A 16,553-nucleotide genomic window follows, 5' to 3' on the forward strand; every position below is an offset into this window, starting at 1 on the left:
GGACCCGCGGCCACCGCGCACCCATCCCCCTCCGAGGCAAGCATGTCCGATAACTGCCTGTTCTGCCGCATCGCCCGCCACGAGATACCGGCCCACATCATCCACGAAGACGACCGCCTGATGGCGTTCCTGGACATCCAGCCGGTGCGCCCCGGACACACGCTCATCATCCCCAAGCAGCACTATCCGTACTACGAAGACATGCCCGCCGACCTGGCCGGCCACATCGTCAACCTGGGGCAGAAGCTGGGCCGCCACATGAAGCGGCTGTATGGCGTGGACCGCGTCGGCTTCGCCTTCACCGGCATCCACGTCGCGCATACCCATGCGCACGTGATCCCCATGCACCATCCGCAGGACGTGACCTCGACGCAGTACATCGAGCAGCAGGACCTGACCTTCCGCATGCCGCCCCAAGCGCCCCAGGAGGCGCTGGCGGCCACCGCCGCGCAGTTGCGGGGCGAACTGCACGCTTCGTAGCGATCGGCGCGCCTGCGCCGCCAGGGCGCCCCGCGCGCGCCGCGCAAAAAACAAGGGCGGGTCCGAAGACCCGCCCTTGTCGCTTATCTAGACACCGAAACTTATTCGGCGCTGTCCTCAGCGGCCTCATCGACTTCCGGACGGTCAACCAGCTCCATGAAAGCCATGGGAGCATTGTCGCCTTGACGGAAACCCATCTTCAGCACGCGGGTGTAGCCGCCGTTGCGGGCCGCGTAGCGCGGGCCGATTTCGGCGAACAGCTTCACCACGGCGTCGCGATCGCGCAGACGGGCAAAAGCCAGACGCTTGTTCGCGAGGGTGGGTTCTTTACCCAGCGTGATCAGGGGTTCGATGACGCGGCGCAGTTCTTTCGCCTTGGGCAGCGTGGTCTTGATGGCTTCGTGGGTGATCAACGAAACGGCCATGTTGCGGAACATGGCAAGACGGTGACTGCTGGTGCGGTTGAGCTTACGCAAGCCATTACCGTGACGCATGATAAGTATCCTTTGAATCTAGTGAAGGCGTTTCCGCCATCGGGTTATCCGGCTCTTCTATCGACCTGCAACCAGGCCGCGGTCCGGTGGAAAACGGTGCATTTTACGACGGTTTCGCAAACCGCCCGGCGGCAAGGCCGGGCGCCGCGGGAAGCGCCCCCGCGACAGGGGCGCCACCCTTCAAGACTTACGGACGCTCCAGGCCCAGCGGGGGCCAGTTTTCGAGCTTCATGCCCAGCGTCAGGCCGCGTGCGGCCAGCACTTCCTTGATCTCGTTGAGCGACTTGCGACCCAGGTTCGGGGTCTTGAGCAGTTCGTTCTCGGTACGCTGGATCAGGTCGCCGATGTAGTAGATGTTTTCGGCCTTCAGGCAGTTGGCCGAACGCACGGTCAGTTCCAGGTCGTCGACCGGACGCAGCAGGACCGGGTCGATCTGCGGCGTGCCGCGGACCGGGGCTTCGTACGAATCGCCGGCGCCTTCCAGGGCGGCGAAGACCGAGATCTGGTCCATCAGGATGCGGGCCGACTGGCGCACCGCTTCCTCGGGCGAGATGACGCCGTTGGTTTCGATGTCCAGCACCAGCTTGTCCAGGTCGGTGCGCTGTTCCACGCGGGCGCTTTCAACCGCGTAGCTGACGCGGCGGACCGGGCTGAACGAGGCGTCCAGGACGATGCGGCCGATGGTGTGGGTGCGGTCTTCCGACAGCGCGCGCACGTTGCCCGGCACGTAGCCACGGCCCTTTTCGACCTTGATCTGCATTTCCAGCTTGCCCGCGTCCGTCAGGTTGCAGATGGCGTGGCCGGGGTTGATGATCTCGACGTCGTGCGGCAGCTCGATGTCGCTGGCCAGCACGGTGCCGGCGCCGGTCTTGCGCAGGACCAGGGTGACTTCGTCACGGTTGTGCAGCTTGAAGACCACGCCCTTCAGGTTCAGCAGGATGTCGACGACATCTTCGCGAACGCCCGGGATGGTCGAGTATTCGTGCACCACGCCCGTCATCTGGACTTCGGTCGGCGCGTAGCCGGTCATCGAAGACAGCAGGATGCGGCGCAGGGCGTTGCCCAGCGTATGGCCGTAGCCGCGCTCGAACGGCTCCATCACGATCTTGGCATGGTGGGTGCCGACCGGTTCGACTTCAATGGAGCGCGGCTTCAGGAAACCTTGAGTGGACATGTACTGTGTTCCTTTTCAATACCCTCGGCTCGTTACACCGATAAGGCTGATGGACAGGTTGAAACGTGAAACGCGGGCGACGAAAAAGCCGCCCGATACTTACCGCAAAGCCCGCCCCGCCAAACGGCGGAAAGCGGGCTGCTGCGAGACTTGCAAACCGGTCGCGAAACCAGCGTCCCAGCACCTTGCGAAGGAGGCGCCGGCAGGCGTGATTAACGCGAGTACAGTTCGACGACCATCGATTCGTTGATGTCGCGAGCGACGTCAGCGCGATCGGGGGCCGACTTGAACGTGCCGGTCAGCTTGGTCGTGTCGACTTCCACCCACTGGGGGATGCCGATGCTGGTGGCCAGGTCGAGCGATTCCTTGATGCGGCCTTGCTTCTTGGCCTTTTCGCGGATCGAGATGACGTCGCCAGCCTTTACCAGCATCGAAGCGATGTCGGCGGTGTGGCCGTTCAGTTCGATGGCGCGGTGGCTCACCAGCTGGCGAGCTTCGGCGCGGGTCGAGCCGAAGCCCATGCGGTAGACGACGTTGTCCAGGCGCGATTCCAGCAGCTGGATCAGCGTTTCGCCGGTGTTGCCACGGCGACGCTCGGCTTCAGCGAAGTACTTGCGGAATTGCTTTTCCAGCACGCCGTACATGCGCTTGAGCTTTTGCTTTTCGCGCAGCTGCAGGCCGTAGTCGGAAGTGCGGGCACCCGAAGTGCGGCCGTGTTGGCCAGGCTTGGAATCCAGCTTGCACTTGGAATCCAGCGAGCGGCGGGCGCTCTTCAGGAACAGGTCAGTACCCTCGCGGCGCGAGAGCTTGCATTTGGGTCCAATATAACGTGCCATGTGGATTCCCTTTAGATACGACGACGCTTCGGCGGACGGCAGCCGTTGTGCGGAACGGGCGTGATGTCGGCGATGGACGAGATCTTGATGCCCAGCGCGTTCAGCGCGCGGACCGACGATTCACGGCCGGGGCCGGGGCCCTTGATACGCACTTCCAGCGTCTTGATGCCGTATTCCAGCGCAACGCGGCCAGCCGTTTCAGCGGCAACCTGCGCGGCGAACGGAGTCGACTTGCGCGAACCCTTGAAGCCGGCACCGCCCGACGTGGCCCACGACAAAGCGTTGCCCTGACGGTCGGTGATGGTGATGATGGTGTTGTTGAACGAAGCGTGAACGTGCGCGATGCCGTCCGAGACGTTCTTCTTGACCTTTTTGCGCACGCGCGAAGCGCCGCTGGTGGAAGCTTTCGCCATAATCCAGTTCCTCGATTATTTCTTCAGGGACGCAGCAGCACGACGCGGGCCCTTGCGGGTGCGAGCGTTGGTGCGAGTGCGCTGGCCGCGCACGGGCAGGCCGCGCTTGTGGCGCATGCCGCGGTAGGTTCCCAGGTCGATCAAACGCTTGATCGAGAGCTGCACTTCACGACGCAGGTCACCTTCGACCGTGAACACACCAACGTGTTCACGGACGCGTTCCAGCTCAGCGTCGCTCAGATCCTTGACCTTTTTGTCAAACGGGACGTTAGCCGCTTCGCAGATCTTGCGAGCGCGCGTACGACCGATGCCAAAAATGGCGGTCAGGCCGATCTCGGCGTGCTGATGCGGCGGAATGTTAATGCCAGCAATACGGGCCATGACTGTTCCTTGAATAAATCCGTTGCGTAGTCGCTAACCCGAGTTAGCCTTGACGCTGCTTGTGACGCGGGTCGGTGCAGATAACGCGCACCACGCCGTGACGTTTGATAACTTTGCAGTTGCGGCAGATCCGCTTAACCGATGCCATTACTTTCATGGTTGACTCCTAATTTTCCGTAATCCGGTTCCGCTCATTTGGAGCGGAAAACTATCCTGGCTCGCGTCAGGTCATAGGGCGTGAGCTCCACTTTGACCTTGTCACCCGGCAGGATCCGGATGTAATGCATACGCATCTTGCCGGAAATATGGCCCAACACCACGTGGCCGCTTTCAAGCTTGACGCGAAATGTCGCGTTCGGGAGGTTCTCAAGAACCTCGCCTTCCATCGGAATGACTTCGTCCTTGGGCATTTTCTCTTACCGCATCGGCAAACCCGCGCCCTTGAAGTTGGCCTTCTTGAGCAGCGAATCGTACTGGTGAGACATCATGTAGGCCTGGACCTGCGCCATGAAATCCATCGTCACCACCACAATAATCAACAGAGACGTACCACCGAAGTAGAAGGGAACGTTCCAGCGCATCACCAAGAATTCCGGCAACAGGCACACCAACGTGATGTAGATGGCACCTGCGAGCGTCAAACGCATCAGGATCTTGTCGATGTAGCGCGCCGTTTGCTCGCCCGGACGGATGCCCGGAACAAACGCACCACTCTTCTTCAGGTTGTCCGCCGTTTCGCGGCTGTTGAACACCAGAGCCGTGTAGAAAAAGCAGAAGAAAATGATCGCGACCGAGTACAGCGTGATGTAGAGCGGTTGACGAGGCGACAGGGCCGCGGCCAGGTCGCTGAGCCAACGCATGTTCTCACTGCTGGAGAACCAGCTCGTGATCGTTGCCGGGAACAGGATGATCGACGACGCGAAGATCGGCGGAATCACCCCGGCCATGTTCAGCTTCAGCGGCAGGTGCGAGCTCTGACCACCGTAGACCTTGTTGCCGACCTGACGCTTGGCGTAGTTCACCGTGATCTTGCGCTGTCCGCGTTCCACGAACACCACAAAAGCGGTAACCAGCACCACCAGAGCCACGATGAACAGTGCCGACAGCACGGACATCGCGTTGGTGCGGACCAGGTCCAACAGTGCAGCCAGCGCCGCGGGCAGACCCGCCACGATACCTGCGAAGATCAGGATGGAAATCCCGTTGCCGAGACCGCGTTCCGTGATCTGCTCACCCAGCCACATGACGAACATGGTGCCGGTGACCAGGGTCACGACGGTCGTGAAGCGAAACAGCATGCCCGGATCGATCACCAGTCCCTGCTGGGACTCAAGCGCCACCGAAATGCCCACAGCCTGCACCAGCGCCAGCACGACCGTGCCGTAGCGGGTGTATTGGGTAATCTTCCGACGACCGGCCTCGCCCTCTTTCTTGAGCGCTTCCAGCGACGGCACCACCACCGACATCAACTGCATGATGATGGATGCCGAAATGTACGGCATGATCCCCAGGGCAAAAATCGAGAAGCGCGAGAGCGCCCCGCCCGAGAACATGTTGAACAGGCCCAGGATCCCGCCCTGGTTCTGGCGGAACAGGTCCGCCAGCGCGTCCGGGTTGATACCCGGAACGGGGATGTGTGTACCCAAACGGTAAACCACCAGGGCGAGCACCAGGAACACGAGGCGGCGCTTGAGGTCGCCGTACCGCGTTCCGGTTTTACCCAATGCCTGCGCGTTAGCCACTCGTCACCTCGTGATCAAGCAAGCGAGCCGCCCGCGGCTTCGATGGCGGCGCGAGCGCCAGCCGTCGCGGTAATGCCCTTGAGCACGACCTTGCGCGAGAGTTCACCCGACTTGATGACCTTGGCGTAACGAACCGCCTGGCCAATCACGCCAGCCGCCTTCAGCACTTGCACGTCGATTTCGTCGACGGGCACGGCTTGCAGGTCCGACAGACGGACTTCGGCGTACAGGTGCTGACCCAGCGGGGTGAAGCCACGCTTGGGCAGGCGACGCTGCAGCGGCATTTGACCGCCTTCGAAGCCAACCTTATGGAAACCGCCCGAGCGCGACTTCTGACCCTTGTGACCACGGCCGGCGGTCTTACCCAGACCCGAACCGATGCCACGGCCGACGCGGCGCTTGGCGTGCTTGCTGCCCTCGGCGGGCTTCAGCGAATTAAGTTGCATATCCGACATGGTGATTCCTTAGGCTTCCGAGACGGAAACGAGATAATCCACCTTACGGATCATCCCACGCACCTCGGGCGTATCGACCAGCACGCGGCTGCTGTTGATACGGCCCAAGCCCAGACCGCGAACCGTGTCACGGTGCGATTGCTTGGTACCGATCACGGAGCGCACGAGGGTCACTTTGATCTGCTTCTGAGCCATGATTTACCCCAGGATCTCTTCGACGGTCTTGCCGCGCTTGGCAGCAACATCCGCCGGGGTCAGGGAGGCGCGCAGGCCATTCAACGTGGCGCGAACCATGTTGTAGGGGTTGCTCGAGCCCAGGCTCTTGGCAACCACGTTACGCACACCCATCACTTCGAAAATAGCGCGCATCGGGCCGCCGGCGATGACGCCGGTACCTTCAGCAGCGGGCGAAATCAGCACGGTGGCGGCGCCATGCTTGCCGACCACGGTGTGATGCAGCGTGCCGTTCTTCAGGGCCACCTTGAACATGCCGCGACGGGCCTGTTCCATAGCCTTCTGAACCGACACCGGCACTTCACGCGCCTTGCCCTTGCCCATGCCGACGCGGCCATCGCCATCGCCAACCACGGTCAGCGCGGCAAAGCTCATGGTGCGACCACCCTTGACCACTTTGCTCACGCGGTTGACCGCGATCATCTTTTCGCGGAGGCCGTCATCGTTCTCTTTTTCCGCGGCGTTCTTGCCTTGTACTTTAGCCATTTGACAGATCCTCGCTTAGAACTTCAGGCCGGCTTCACGCGCGGCGTCGGCCAGCGCTTTCACGCGGCCATGGTAACGAAAGCCCGAGCGATCGAAAGCGACCAGTTCGATACCGGCAGCCTTGGCCTTTTCGGCCACGCGCTTGCCAACCAGCGAAGCGGCGGCCTTGTTGCCACCTTGGCCGGTCTGGCCAGCCAGCTGGGCGCGCACTTCGGCTTCCACCGTCGAGGCGCTGACCAGAACGCGATCGCCTTCCGGCGAAATGATATTGGCGTAGATGTGCTGGTTCGAGCGGAAAACCGAGAGGCGATGAACGCGCAGCTCGTTGATCTTCCGGCGGGTCGGAACCGCACGACGCAAACGGGAAACTTTTTTGTCCATGATTCGTCCTTGCGTGCGCCGTTATTTCTTCTTGGTTTCTTTGATGACGACGCGTTCGTCCGAGTAACGCACGCCCTTGCCCTTGTAGGGTTCGGGTTCGCGGTACGCGCGGATTTCAGCGGCCACCTGGCCGACGACTTGCTTGTTGGAGCCCTTGATGACGATTTCCGTCTGGGTGGGGCATTCGGCCTTGATGCCGGCCGGCAACTTGTGCAAAACGTCGTGCGAGAAACCGAGCTGCAGCTTAACGGCGTCGCCTTGAACCGAGGCGCGGTAACCCACGCCAACCAGGTTCAGCTTGCGCTCGAAACCCTTGCTCACGCCGTTGACCATGTTGGCCACCAGCGCGCGCACGGTACCCGACATGGCGTTGGCGTGACGGGTTTCGTTGGCGGCGACAAACGTCAGCTTGCCGTTGTCCAACTGAACCGTGACGTCGCCAGTCAGGGCCTGGGTCAGGGAACCCAGCGGGCCCTTGACGGTGATCTGATCCTGCTTGATGTCGGCTTCGACACCCTTGGGCAGGTCGACCGGATACTTAGCGATACGTGACATTCGAATTTCTCCTTAGGCCACGTAGCACAGCACTTCGCCGCCGACGCCGTTGGCGCGAGCCTTACGGTCGGTCATGACGCCGCGCGAGGTCGACACGATAGCCACGCCCAGGCCGTTCATGACCTGAGGAATGCTGGTACGGCCCTTGTAGATACGCAGACCGGGGCGCGAAACGCGTTCGATGCGCTCGATGACCGGACGACCAGCGTAGTACTTCAGGGTGATCTCGAGCTCAGGCTTGGCCTGGGTGCCCTTGATTTCAAAGCTGTCGATGTAGCCTTCGTCCTTCAGCACGGCGGCAATGGCCGCCTTCAGCTTCGAGGAGGGCATGCTCACCGTAACTTTGTCCACTTGCTGCGCATTGCGAATGCGGGTCAGCATATCGGCGATGGGATCGCTCATGCTCATATTCTTTCTCCTACCAGCTGGCCTTGGTGATGCCGGGGATTTCACCCTTCATCGCCATTTCACGCAGTTTGTGGCGCGTCAGGCCGAACTTGCGGAACACACCGCGCGGACGACCGGTGACCACGCAACGGTTACGTTGACGCGTCGGGTTGGCATTGCGCGGCAGCTGTTGCAGCTTGAGCCGAGCTTGGTAACGTTCTTCGTCGGTCTTCGACTGGTCGTCGATGATCGACTTCAACTCAGCGCGCTTGGCGGCGAACTTGTCAGCCAGCTTGGCGCGCTTGATGTCGCGATTGATGAGGGAAAGTTTAGCCACGTCATCAGCCCCTTAGTTACGGAACGGGAAGCTGAAGGCCGTCAACAGCGCCTTGGCTTCTTCGTCGGTCTTCGCGGTGGTGGTGATGCTGATGTTCAGCCCACGCAGCGCGTCGATCTTGTCGTACTCGATTTCGGGGAAAATGATCTGCTCTTTCACCCCGATGTTGTAGTTGCCACGGCCGTCGAAAGCACGACCCGAGATGCCGCGGAAGTCGCGCACGCGAGGCAGCGCAACCGCCACCAGGCGATCCAGGAATTCGTACATGCGTTGACCACGCAGCGTGACCATGCAACCGATCGGGTAGTTTTCGCGGATCTTGAAACCGGCGATAGCCTTCTTGGTCTTGGTCACGACAGGCTTTTGGCCAGCGATCTTGGTCAGGTCCGAGACAGCGTGCTCGATGACCTTCTTGTCGGCGACGGCTTCCGAGACACCCATGTTCAGGGTGATCTTGGTGATGCGCGGCACTTCCATGGCGCTCTTGTAGCCGAACTTGGCCTGCAGGTCGCCAGCGACCTTGCTCTTGTAGAAATCTTGCAAACGAGACATGTCTATCGCCCCTTACGCCTTGGCGCCGACAACGGCACCATTGGAACGGAACACGCGAACCTTGCGGCCTTCGACTTCTTGCACGCCGACGCGGTCGCCACGACCGGTGGCGGGGTTGAAGAGCGCCACATTCGAGATGTGGATCGGCATGGTCTTTTCGACGATGCCACCCGGGTTGTTGGCCATCGGGTTGGCTTTCACGTGCTTCTTGACGACGTTGACGCCTTCGACCAGGACGTGGTCGGCATCGACGCGCGCCAGCACGGTACCGCGACGCTTCTTGTCGCGGCCGGTCAGGACGATGACTTCGTCGCCTTTACGAATGTTGTTCATCGTAGGGCTCCTTACAGCACTTCCGGGGCCAGCGACACGATCTTCATGAACTTCTCGGTACGCAGTTCACGCGTAACGGGTCCGAAGATGCGGGTGCCGATGGGCTCCAGCTTGGCATTGAGCAACACGGCGGCATTGCCACCGAAACGAATCAGCGAACCGTCCTTACGGCGCACGCCCTTGGCGGTACGAACCACCACGGCATTGTAAATTTCGCCTTTCTTGACGCGTCCGCGCGGAGCCGCATCTTTGACGCTCACCTTGATGATGTCGCCGATACCGGCATAACGGCGCTTGGAGCCACCGAGCACCTTAATGCACATGACATGACGCGCACCAGTGTTATCGGCCACGTCCAGCGTGGTCTGCATTTGGATCATGATTTTTCCTGTTCCAACTTAACTGGAAATACGGTTTTCCCCAAAAAAGGGAACACTGCAATTCCTGCCAGTTTTGGTCCCGTCAGGTCAGCCGCCCTGCTTTGTTGCTGGCTGGTCTTGAGCTTTCGCCCTGAAACCATCAGCTGGTGGCAACGCAACGACCCTGGGTTGAAATCCTGCGGGTATTCCCCCAACACGTTGGCCCGGCTAGTTCCAGGCCAATCGACAATCTGGGAAAGCTGACCATTCTATCCTGGTTAGATTTTGAGCGCAAGCCCTTTGTGAAAGAGAGAGCAAATACACGACAGTGCCTGTGGACAACTGCCACTTGGCCGCCGTTCGGTAGGTCCGTTTAATCCGACCCCGTTTTATTCCGATAGTAGTTGCGTTCCCAGGCGTCGTGGTTGGCCTTGCCGCGCCGGATCTCGTCGGTGAAGGGCGCAGCCATCAGCACCAGCCGGTTCAGCCAACGGATCGGCGCCCGACAGGGACGCTCGAAGTCGATGAACAGCACCGCGCGGGTGCCGTCCGTGTCGTTATGCACCTGGTGCGGATAGAGGTCGTCGAACACCACGGCCTCGCCCTCCTTCCAGTGGTAGCGCTCGCCGCCCACCTCGATCCAGCAGCGCTCGGCCGGCTCGGGCACCACGAGGCCCAGGTGCAGGCGCAGCACCCCATTGTAGGGGCCGGTGTGCAGGGGAATGCGCTTGCCCGGCTCCAGGATCGAATAGAAGGCGGTGCGCAGGCCCGGAATCTCGTGCAGCGCCCGGGCGGTGGCCGGGCAGCGCGCCAGGTTGCGGTCCGAGCGCAGGCCGTAGCCCATGAAGACGAAAGTCTTCCACTGGTCGTCGGAAGTGATCATCCCGACATCCGGGGACAGTTCATGGAAGGAAGGCAGCCGCTCGCGCTCGGCCAGCAATGCCATCAGTTCGGCGCGGATGGCCGGCGCCTGCGCCTCCAGGCGCGCCACCCACGGGAACTGGTCGTTCCGGAAGATGGGATGGTCGCCCACGAGGGACGCCTGCGCGATGCGGTGGCGCAGCCAGTCGATGAAACGGAAGAAGAAGCGGGAATAGGCACTGGGCTGGCTGGGCGGACGCGTATCGACGGGTTGCACAATAGGGATCTATATAGACAGCCAAAGATGCACCATTTTGTCCACGCGCCCCCGCGCGTGCAAGTGCCCGCCATTGGCTCCTAGGCGCCGGCGGAGATTGGCCCTCCCCGTGGCGGACAAGCTGGTTTAGACTGGCATGGGCGATTGCGATCGCTACCCACTCCTATTTCGCAAGGAAAGACAGGCATGTATGAACAGTTGGCGCTGTATATCGACGGCGAATTCGTCGCCGGCGAGGGCAGGCGCACCCAGGACGTCATCAACCCGGCCACGCTGGAAGTGCTCGGCCAGCTGCCTCACGCCACCGAAGCGGATCTGGACCGTGCGCTAGCCGCCGCCCAGCGCGCGTTCGAATCCTGGAAGAAGTCTTCTCCCATGGATCGTTCGGCCATCCTGCGCAAGGTCGCCACCCTGTCGCGCGAGCGCGCCAAGGAAATCGGCCGCAACATGACGCTGGACCAGGGCAAGCCGCTGGCCGAGGCCATCGGCGAAGTCACCTCCTGCGCCGAGCACGCCGACTGGCACGCCGAGGAATGCCGCCGCATCTACGGCCGCGTGATCCCGCCGCGCAACCCGGACGTGCGCCAGATCGTGGTGCGCGAGCCGATCGGCGTCTGCGCCGCCTTCACGCCCTGGAACTTCCCCTACAACCAGGCCATCCGCAAGATCGCCGCCGCGCTCGGCGCCGGCTGCACGGTCGTGCTCAAGGGCCCGGAAGATTCGCCCAGCGCCGTCATGGCGATCGCGCGCATGTTCCATGACGCCGGGCTGCCCAAGGGCTGCCTGAACATCGTCTGGGGCGAACCGGCCAAGATTTCCGACTACCTGATCCGTTCGCCGATCGTGCGCAAAGTGTCGTTCACCGGTTCCGTGCCGGTGGGCAAGCAGCTGGCCGCGCTGGCCGGCGCGCACATGAAGCGCGTCACCATGGAACTGGGCGGCCATTCGCCGGTGCTGGTGTTCGACGACGCCGACATCGATCGCGCCGCGACCATGCTGGCCAAGTTCAAGGTCCGCAACGCCGGTCAGGTGTGCGTCTCGCCGACCCGCTTCTACGTGCAGAACGGCGCCTACGAGCAATTCCTGGCGCGTTTCTCCGACGTGCTCAAGAACATCAAGGTCGGCGACGGCCTGGAAGCCGGCACAGACATGGGCCCGCTGGCGCACGAGCGCCGCGTGCCCGCCATGAGCGCCTTCATCGACGACGCCAAGAAGCATGGCGGCAAGGTGGTGGTCGGCGGCGGCCCGCTGGACCGCAAGGGCTTCTTCTTTGCCCCCACGGTGGTGACCGACCTGCCCGACAACTCCATGCTGATGACCGAAGAGCCCTTCGGCCCGGTGGCGCCGGTGGTCCGCTTCACCGACACCGATGAAGTGCTGGCGCGCGCCAACAGCCTGCCGTTCGGCCTGTCTTCCTACGTCTTCACCAATTCGCTGCAAACCGCCACCAAGGTCTCCAACGGCCTGGAAGCCGGCATGGTCAACATCAACCATTTCGGCAGCGCGCTGGCCGAGACGCCGTTCGGCGGCATCAAGGACAGCGGCATCGGCAGCGAAGGCGGCCTCGAAACCTTCGACGGCTACCTGGTGACGAAATTCATCACGCACATTTGACCGCCATACGGCGATGATGAACGGGCTCCCCAAGGGGAGCCCTTTTTCTTGCCTCGCGCCTTCTCAACGGCCCGACAGATCGCGACGCACGTCGCGTTGGTACGAGCCGGGCGATGCGCCAACCAGACTCTTGAACCGTTTCGAAAAGTGGGCCTGGTCCGCGAAGCCGACGCTCAACGCCACGTGGGCAGGCGCCTCCCCCCTGGCCAGGAGATGCCGCGCGCGCTCTATCCGGACCTGCAGCTGATACGCATGCATGGGCATCCCCACCTGCCTGCGGAATTGCCGCATCAGATGGTATGGACTCAGCGCGACCTCCTGCGCGATCGAAGCGATCGACAGCGCGTCGGCATAGCGATCCTCGATCAATGCCCTTGCCCGCCCGATCTCGGGCCGGGCGGCGCCCGTCCGGTCGCCGGTGGCCACGCCGCCATGGCGCGACGCCAGCAAGCCCAGCGCGCCCAGGACCAGGCTGTCCCGGGCCAGGCGCGTTCCGCCGCCTACCAGCGCGTCATGTGCATGCACCATCGCGCGAAAAACGCCGGCATCCTCGATCACGCCCGACTGGAACCCGACGGCCGTCGCCATGCCGACCGCATCCGACAGGGTCTGCGCCGGCACGTACAGCGCGCGGTATCGCAGTTCTTCCCCGGCCGCCCGCTGCCCAGTGTGCAGGTCGCCGGGATTGACCACCGATACCGAATACGGCGCGGCGAGATACGTGGCCCGTTCGCGCTGGAACGTCTTGGCGCCACGTTCGATGAGACCGAACATGAACGTATCGTGGGTATGCGGCCGGAACGCGTGCCGCACGAAACGCGCCGCGGTCGCCACGGCGCCGCAGCCGTCCAGGCGCCACACGCGCACACCGTCGCGCAGGCCGGCATAGAGGCTGCCACCCTCGACCGCAGCAGGATCAGACAAGACAGCTGCGTTGCCGTCACTAAGATCGTAGGACCTGAAATCACCCGACGAGGTCATTGACGATGTCTCCCTACTCCGACTCCTACACCCGCTTGGCGCAGGCGGCCGTTTCGCCGCCGGAAAGTTCGTATCCCGTGGCCCCGCCGCTGTACCAGACGGCCAGCTTCGCCACGGACGAGGCCAGCGTCTTCCTCGACATGGCGACGCGGCCCCTGCATTCGGGATTCTATACACGCTACGGCAACCCGACGACCCGCGCGTTCGAGTCCGCGGTGGCCGACCTGGAAGGCGGCGAGTGCGCGCTGGCGACCGCCTCGGGCATGGGCGCCATCACAGCGGCGCTCTTCGCGTTCGCGGCGCGGGGCGACCATGTGGTCGCGCAGCGCGTGCTATACGGTGGCACCACAGGACTATTGCAGAACATCGCCCCGCAGCTGGGAATCGACGTGACTTTCGTGGACCAGGCGGACGTGGCCGGGTTCGCGGCGGCCGTGCGGCCCAATACCCGCCTTTTCATGCTGGAAAGCCCGTCCAATCCAATGCTGCGACTGACCGACCTGGCGCGGCTGGCGGAAATCGCGCGGGCACGCGGCATCACGACGCTGGTGGACAATACGATCGCGTCGCCCATCAACCAGCGCCCCCTTGAATTCGGCATCGACCTCGTCATGCACAGCGCCACCAAATACCTGTGCGGCCACGGCGACGTGTCGGCAGGCGTGCTCGTTGGAGACGAGAGGCGCATCAAGGCCGTCTGGGAAAAGGCTTACCTGCTCGGCGCCACGCTGGACCCGTTCGCGGCCTGGCTGGTGCTGCGGGGCCTGCGTACGCTGCCCATGCGGGTCGCGCGCCAGAATGAAACGGCGCTGAAGGTGGCGCGGCACCTGGAAGCACACGCGTCGGTCTGCGCGGTTCACTACCCCGGCCTGGAAAGCCACCCGCAGCGGGCGCTGGCACAAACGCAGATGAGCGGTCACGGCGGCGTTCTCAGTTTCGAGGTGGCTGGAGGCATGGCTCAGGCCGAGCGAGTCGTGGGCGCGCTTGCGCTGGCCCATCGTTCGGCAAGCTTCGGGTCGTTCTCGACGCTGGTGGTGCATCCGGCGGCGATGTGGGCCGGCATGATGACACCGGAACAGTTGGCGGCCTCCGGGCTGCCGCCAGGTCTGATCCGGCTGGGAGTGGGTTTCGAGAGCCCTGCCGCAATCATCGACGATCTGGATACCGCGCTCGCGGCAGCCGACTGACGCCCCCGCTACGTCCGCGCGCGCAACTCGCGCGCGGATATGCCGAAGCGTCGCTTGAACAAGCGGCTGAAATGGGCCGGATGCGAAAACCCGACCTGATAGGCCAGCTCGGCGATACCGCGATGCCGATGGCGCGGATCCAGCAGTAGAACCCGGCAGCGCTCCAGCCGCTCGTCAAAGATGAACGATTCGACCGACATGCCGCCCCCGCGCATGATGCGATGCAGATAGGCCACGGACACGCCGCAGCCTTGCGCCACCCGTGCCGGGGACAGCGCCGGATCCGCCAGGTGCTGACGGATGTATGCGAGCACCCGCTGGCGATGCGCCAGCGTCACACTGCTGTCCGCTTCCGAGGCGTGCCCCTGCCCCGGCTGCACCAGGAACAACACGATCAGGTCGATCAGCCGTTCGCCCAGCTCCGCTGTCTCGGCCGGCGACCAGCCGTCCAATCCCTTGAACAGATGATCCATGTAGCTGGCCAGCATCGCGCCGCGTGGCGAGCCGTCGTCGACGCGCAACTTGTAGAAGGGGCCGATGCGCGAATCCCGCTGCGACAACGCGCTGCGCGGAAACGACACGCTCAGGCTGCGATAGCCGCCGGCGCCGAGCGCGGTGGCCTGGTACGGCAGGCTCTGGTTCATCAGATAGACGCAACCAGGCTCGACCTGGAATTCGCGCCCCTGCTGCACCACGGCCAGCGGCCCTGCCAACGGCAGGCCGAAGGTGTAGAACTCCTGGTCCAGCCGCGAGACGTTGCCGGCGGTGCGTTCGAGCTTCTGTCCCTGGTAATGCAGGTCGTTGAATTGCAGGCTGGCGCGCCGCACGTAGCGTACGTGGCCGGCGAACTGGCCGGCCTGGCCGTGATGCACCTCGAACGGCCCGAAGGCGTCCGACAGCGCCGCGCGCCATTGCTCGTACCGATCGGCGCCGGCGATGGCCGAAGTGGCGAATTCCGTATCGGGCATGGCGCGGTCTCCTGGTTCGCGGGGGTCGGGGTGCTCGTGACCCTGCGTCTACATATTCTTGACTCACCCTGCCGCGGGCGGTCCGGCGCATTGTGGCCGCGCCTGGCGCAAGTCTATAGTCAGCGCCACAAGCATACAACCTGGACCACCCGGGAGGAGACCCATGGCCAACGCGCCCGCACAGGCCGCTCGCCATACGCCGGCTTCGCGCTATCTGCGCTGCGAGGGCCGCGAGCTGCATTACACCGAATGGGGCCGTCCGGACGCCCCCGCGCTCATCATGTGGCACGGCCTGGCCCGCACCGGCCGCGACTTCGACGAGCTGGCGCAGGCGCTCGCCGGCGACTACCGCATCATCTGCCCGGACACGATCGGCCGTGGCCTGTCGCAATGGAGTCCCGATCCGGTGGCCGAATACCGGCTGGATTTCTACGCCCGGCTGGCGCGCGCCCTGCTCGACGGCCTGGCCCTGGACTGCGTGCGCTGGGTCGGCACCTCGATGGGCGGCGCCACCGGCATGTACGCCGCCGCCACCACGCTCAAGGATCGGATCTCGCACCTGGTGGTCAATGACATCGGGCCGTCGCTGCCGCAGCCGGCGATTGACCGCATCCTGGCCTATGCCGGCAACCCGCCGGCCTTCGACACCGTCACCGCACTGGAAACCTGGCTGCGCGCCGCCTACAAGCCATATGGCTGGCAGAGCGACGAGCAATGGCGCCGCATGGCAGAGACTTCGATGCGGCGCCTGACCGACGGCCGGGTCACGGCGCACTACGATCCGGCCATCGTCGGCCAGTTCCACCACCACCCGACGGACTATGAACGCTGGGCGGAATACGACACGCTGCGCATGCCGCTGCTGCTGCTGCGCGGCGCCGATTCCGACCTGCTGCTGCCCGAGGTCGCCGACGCCATGACCCGCCGCGGCCCGCGCGCGCGGCGCATCGACTTTCCGGACTGCGGCCACGCGCCGGCGCTGAACGTCGCGCCGCAGATCGAGGCCGTCCGCCAGTTTCTCGCCACGCCGGCCGCCGCCGCAGCCGCCGGCGCCTACTAGAATCAA

At 63.5% G+C, this 16,553-nt stretch carries 25 protein-coding genes; 4 read left to right on the forward strand and 21 right to left on the reverse strand.

The window, feature by feature from the left end:
* Window positions 1-42: 42 nt before the first annotated feature.
* Window positions 43-480: an HIT family protein gene (locus tag ACVN9Z_RS06580; RefSeq protein ID WP_006389638.1), complete on the forward strand. Its 438-nt coding sequence runs from the start codon at window positions 43-45 to the stop codon at window positions 478-480.
* A 101-nt stretch (window positions 481-581) separates the two neighbouring features.
* On the opposite strand, the gene rplQ is transcribed toward ACVN9Z_RS06580, so the two are convergent.
* The 19 genes from rplQ to ACVN9Z_RS06675 all read right to left on the reverse strand — a co-directional run bounded on the left by rplQ (window position 582) and on the right by ACVN9Z_RS06675 (window position 10,737).
* The gene (rplQ, locus tag ACVN9Z_RS06585) at window positions 582-974 is read right to left on the reverse strand and encodes a 50S ribosomal protein L17 (RefSeq protein ID WP_006389635.1); all 393 of its coding nucleotides are present in this window, start codon (window positions 972-974) and stop codon (window positions 582-584) included.
* A gap of 187 nt (window positions 975-1,161) precedes the next feature.
* Window positions 1,162-2,148, reverse strand: coding sequence for a DNA-directed RNA polymerase subunit alpha (locus ACVN9Z_RS06590; RefSeq protein WP_006216514.1), 987 nt, complete (start codon window positions 2,146-2,148; stop codon window positions 1,162-1,164).
* Between the two features lie 212 nt (window positions 2,149-2,360).
* Window positions 2,361-2,984: a 30S ribosomal protein S4 gene (gene rpsD / locus ACVN9Z_RS06595; RefSeq protein WP_006389633.1), complete on the reverse strand. Its 624-nt coding sequence runs from the start codon at window positions 2,982-2,984 to the stop codon at window positions 2,361-2,363.
* An 11-nt stretch (window positions 2,985-2,995) separates the two neighbouring features.
* On the reverse strand, window positions 2,996-3,397 hold the full coding sequence (gene rpsK, locus ACVN9Z_RS06600; RefSeq protein WP_006216516.1) for a 30S ribosomal protein S11: 402 nt from the start codon (window positions 3,395-3,397) through the stop codon (window positions 2,996-2,998).
* A gap of 15 nt (window positions 3,398-3,412) precedes the next feature.
* Window positions 3,413-3,778 carry a 30S ribosomal protein S13 gene (rpsM, locus tag ACVN9Z_RS06605; RefSeq protein WP_006389632.1) on the reverse strand — a complete coding sequence of 122 codons (366 nt, stop codon included), beginning with the start codon at window positions 3,776-3,778 and terminating at the stop codon, window positions 3,413-3,415.
* A 43-nt stretch (window positions 3,779-3,821) separates the two neighbouring features.
* On the reverse strand, window positions 3,822-3,935 hold the full coding sequence (rpmJ, locus tag ACVN9Z_RS06610) for a 50S ribosomal protein L36 (protein WP_003806928.1): 114 nt from the start codon (window positions 3,933-3,935) through the stop codon (window positions 3,822-3,824).
* Window positions 3,936-3,969: 34 nt separating this feature from the next.
* Window positions 3,970-4,188, reverse strand: a complete 219-nt coding sequence (infA, locus tag ACVN9Z_RS06615; RefSeq protein WP_006389631.1) for a translation initiation factor IF-1 — start codon at window positions 4,186-4,188, stop codon at window positions 3,970-3,972.
* Between the two features lie 6 nt (window positions 4,189-4,194).
* Window positions 4,195-5,520, reverse strand: coding sequence for a preprotein translocase subunit SecY (gene secY / locus ACVN9Z_RS06620; RefSeq protein ID WP_006389630.1), 1,326 nt, complete (start codon window positions 5,518-5,520; stop codon window positions 4,195-4,197).
* A 14-nt stretch (window positions 5,521-5,534) separates the two neighbouring features.
* Window positions 5,535-5,975 carry a 50S ribosomal protein L15 gene (gene rplO, locus ACVN9Z_RS06625; RefSeq protein ID WP_006389629.1) on the reverse strand — a complete coding sequence of 147 codons (441 nt, stop codon included), beginning with the start codon at window positions 5,973-5,975 and terminating at the stop codon, window positions 5,535-5,537.
* A 9-nt stretch (window positions 5,976-5,984) separates the two neighbouring features.
* Entirely contained in the window at window positions 5,985-6,170 is a 186-nt protein-coding gene (gene rpmD / locus ACVN9Z_RS06630; protein ID WP_006216520.1) for a 50S ribosomal protein L30, read from the reverse strand.
* Between the two features lie 3 nt (window positions 6,171-6,173).
* Window positions 6,174-6,695 (reverse strand): 30S ribosomal protein S5, encoded by a 522-nt coding sequence (gene rpsE / locus ACVN9Z_RS06635; protein ID WP_006389628.1) that lies wholly within the window; start codon window positions 6,693-6,695, stop codon window positions 6,174-6,176.
* 15 nt (window positions 6,696-6,710) lie between these two features.
* Complete coding sequence (gene rplR / locus ACVN9Z_RS06640) at window positions 6,711-7,076, reverse strand: 50S ribosomal protein L18 (protein ID WP_006389627.1); 366 nt, start codon at window positions 7,074-7,076, stop codon at window positions 6,711-6,713.
* 21 nt (window positions 7,077-7,097) lie between these two features.
* The gene (rplF, locus tag ACVN9Z_RS06645; protein ID WP_006389626.1) at window positions 7,098-7,631 is read right to left on the reverse strand and encodes a 50S ribosomal protein L6; all 534 of its coding nucleotides are present in this window, start codon (window positions 7,629-7,631) and stop codon (window positions 7,098-7,100) included.
* Between the two features lie 12 nt (window positions 7,632-7,643).
* Complete coding sequence (gene rpsH / locus ACVN9Z_RS06650; protein ID WP_006216525.1) at window positions 7,644-8,039, reverse strand: 30S ribosomal protein S8; 396 nt, start codon at window positions 8,037-8,039, stop codon at window positions 7,644-7,646.
* A gap of 10 nt (window positions 8,040-8,049) precedes the next feature.
* Window positions 8,050-8,355 carry a 30S ribosomal protein S14 gene (gene rpsN / locus ACVN9Z_RS06655; RefSeq protein WP_006227037.1) on the reverse strand — a complete coding sequence of 102 codons (306 nt, stop codon included), beginning with the start codon at window positions 8,353-8,355 and terminating at the stop codon, window positions 8,050-8,052.
* A gap of 12 nt (window positions 8,356-8,367) precedes the next feature.
* On the reverse strand, window positions 8,368-8,907 hold the full coding sequence (gene rplE, locus ACVN9Z_RS06660; protein ID WP_006389624.1) for a 50S ribosomal protein L5: 540 nt from the start codon (window positions 8,905-8,907) through the stop codon (window positions 8,368-8,370).
* Between the two features lie 12 nt (window positions 8,908-8,919).
* Complete coding sequence (gene rplX, locus ACVN9Z_RS06665; protein ID WP_006389623.1) at window positions 8,920-9,240, reverse strand: 50S ribosomal protein L24; 321 nt, start codon at window positions 9,238-9,240, stop codon at window positions 8,920-8,922.
* Between the two features lie 11 nt (window positions 9,241-9,251).
* Complete coding sequence (rplN, locus tag ACVN9Z_RS06670; RefSeq protein WP_006216531.1) at window positions 9,252-9,620, reverse strand: 50S ribosomal protein L14; 369 nt, start codon at window positions 9,618-9,620, stop codon at window positions 9,252-9,254.
* A gap of 352 nt (window positions 9,621-9,972) precedes the next feature.
* A complete protein-coding gene (locus tag ACVN9Z_RS06675; protein ID WP_054440639.1) occupies window positions 9,973-10,737 on the reverse strand; it encodes an aspartyl/asparaginyl beta-hydroxylase domain-containing protein in 765 nt (254 codons plus the stop codon).
* Window positions 10,738-10,923: 186 nt separating this feature from the next.
* On the opposite strand from ACVN9Z_RS06675, the gene ACVN9Z_RS06680 reads away from it, so the two are divergent.
* A complete protein-coding gene (locus ACVN9Z_RS06680) occupies window positions 10,924-12,351 on the forward strand; it encodes an NAD-dependent succinate-semialdehyde dehydrogenase (protein ID WP_006389621.1) in 1,428 nt (475 codons plus the stop codon).
* Window positions 12,352-12,414: 63 nt separating this feature from the next.
* Here the strand turns inward: ACVN9Z_RS06680 and ACVN9Z_RS06685 are convergent, their stop codons facing one another.
* On the reverse strand, window positions 12,415-13,332 hold the full coding sequence (locus ACVN9Z_RS06685) for an AraC family transcriptional regulator (protein WP_238911674.1): 918 nt from the start codon (window positions 13,330-13,332) through the stop codon (window positions 12,415-12,417).
* A gap of 5 nt (window positions 13,333-13,337) precedes the next feature.
* On the opposite strand from ACVN9Z_RS06685, the gene ACVN9Z_RS06690 reads away from it, so the two are divergent.
* A complete protein-coding gene (locus ACVN9Z_RS06690; protein WP_047993110.1) occupies window positions 13,338-14,519 on the forward strand; it encodes a trans-sulfuration enzyme family protein in 1,182 nt (393 codons plus the stop codon).
* 8 nt (window positions 14,520-14,527) lie between these two features.
* Here ACVN9Z_RS06690 and ACVN9Z_RS06695 read toward each other — a convergent pair whose 3' ends face one another.
* Window positions 14,528-15,487 carry an AraC-like ligand-binding domain-containing protein gene (locus ACVN9Z_RS06695; RefSeq protein ID WP_238920436.1) on the reverse strand — a complete coding sequence of 320 codons (960 nt, stop codon included), beginning with the start codon at window positions 15,485-15,487 and terminating at the stop codon, window positions 14,528-14,530.
* 163 nt (window positions 15,488-15,650) lie between these two features.
* Here ACVN9Z_RS06695 and ACVN9Z_RS06700 point away from each other — a divergent pair, with 163 nt between their 5' ends.
* Window positions 15,651-16,547 carry an alpha/beta fold hydrolase gene (locus tag ACVN9Z_RS06700; RefSeq protein WP_054485537.1) on the forward strand — a complete coding sequence of 299 codons (897 nt, stop codon included), beginning with the start codon at window positions 15,651-15,653 and terminating at the stop codon, window positions 16,545-16,547.
* The last annotated feature ends 6 nt before the right edge of the window (window positions 16,548-16,553 follow it).

This window comes from Achromobacter sp. KK8 (assembly GCF_054188005.1).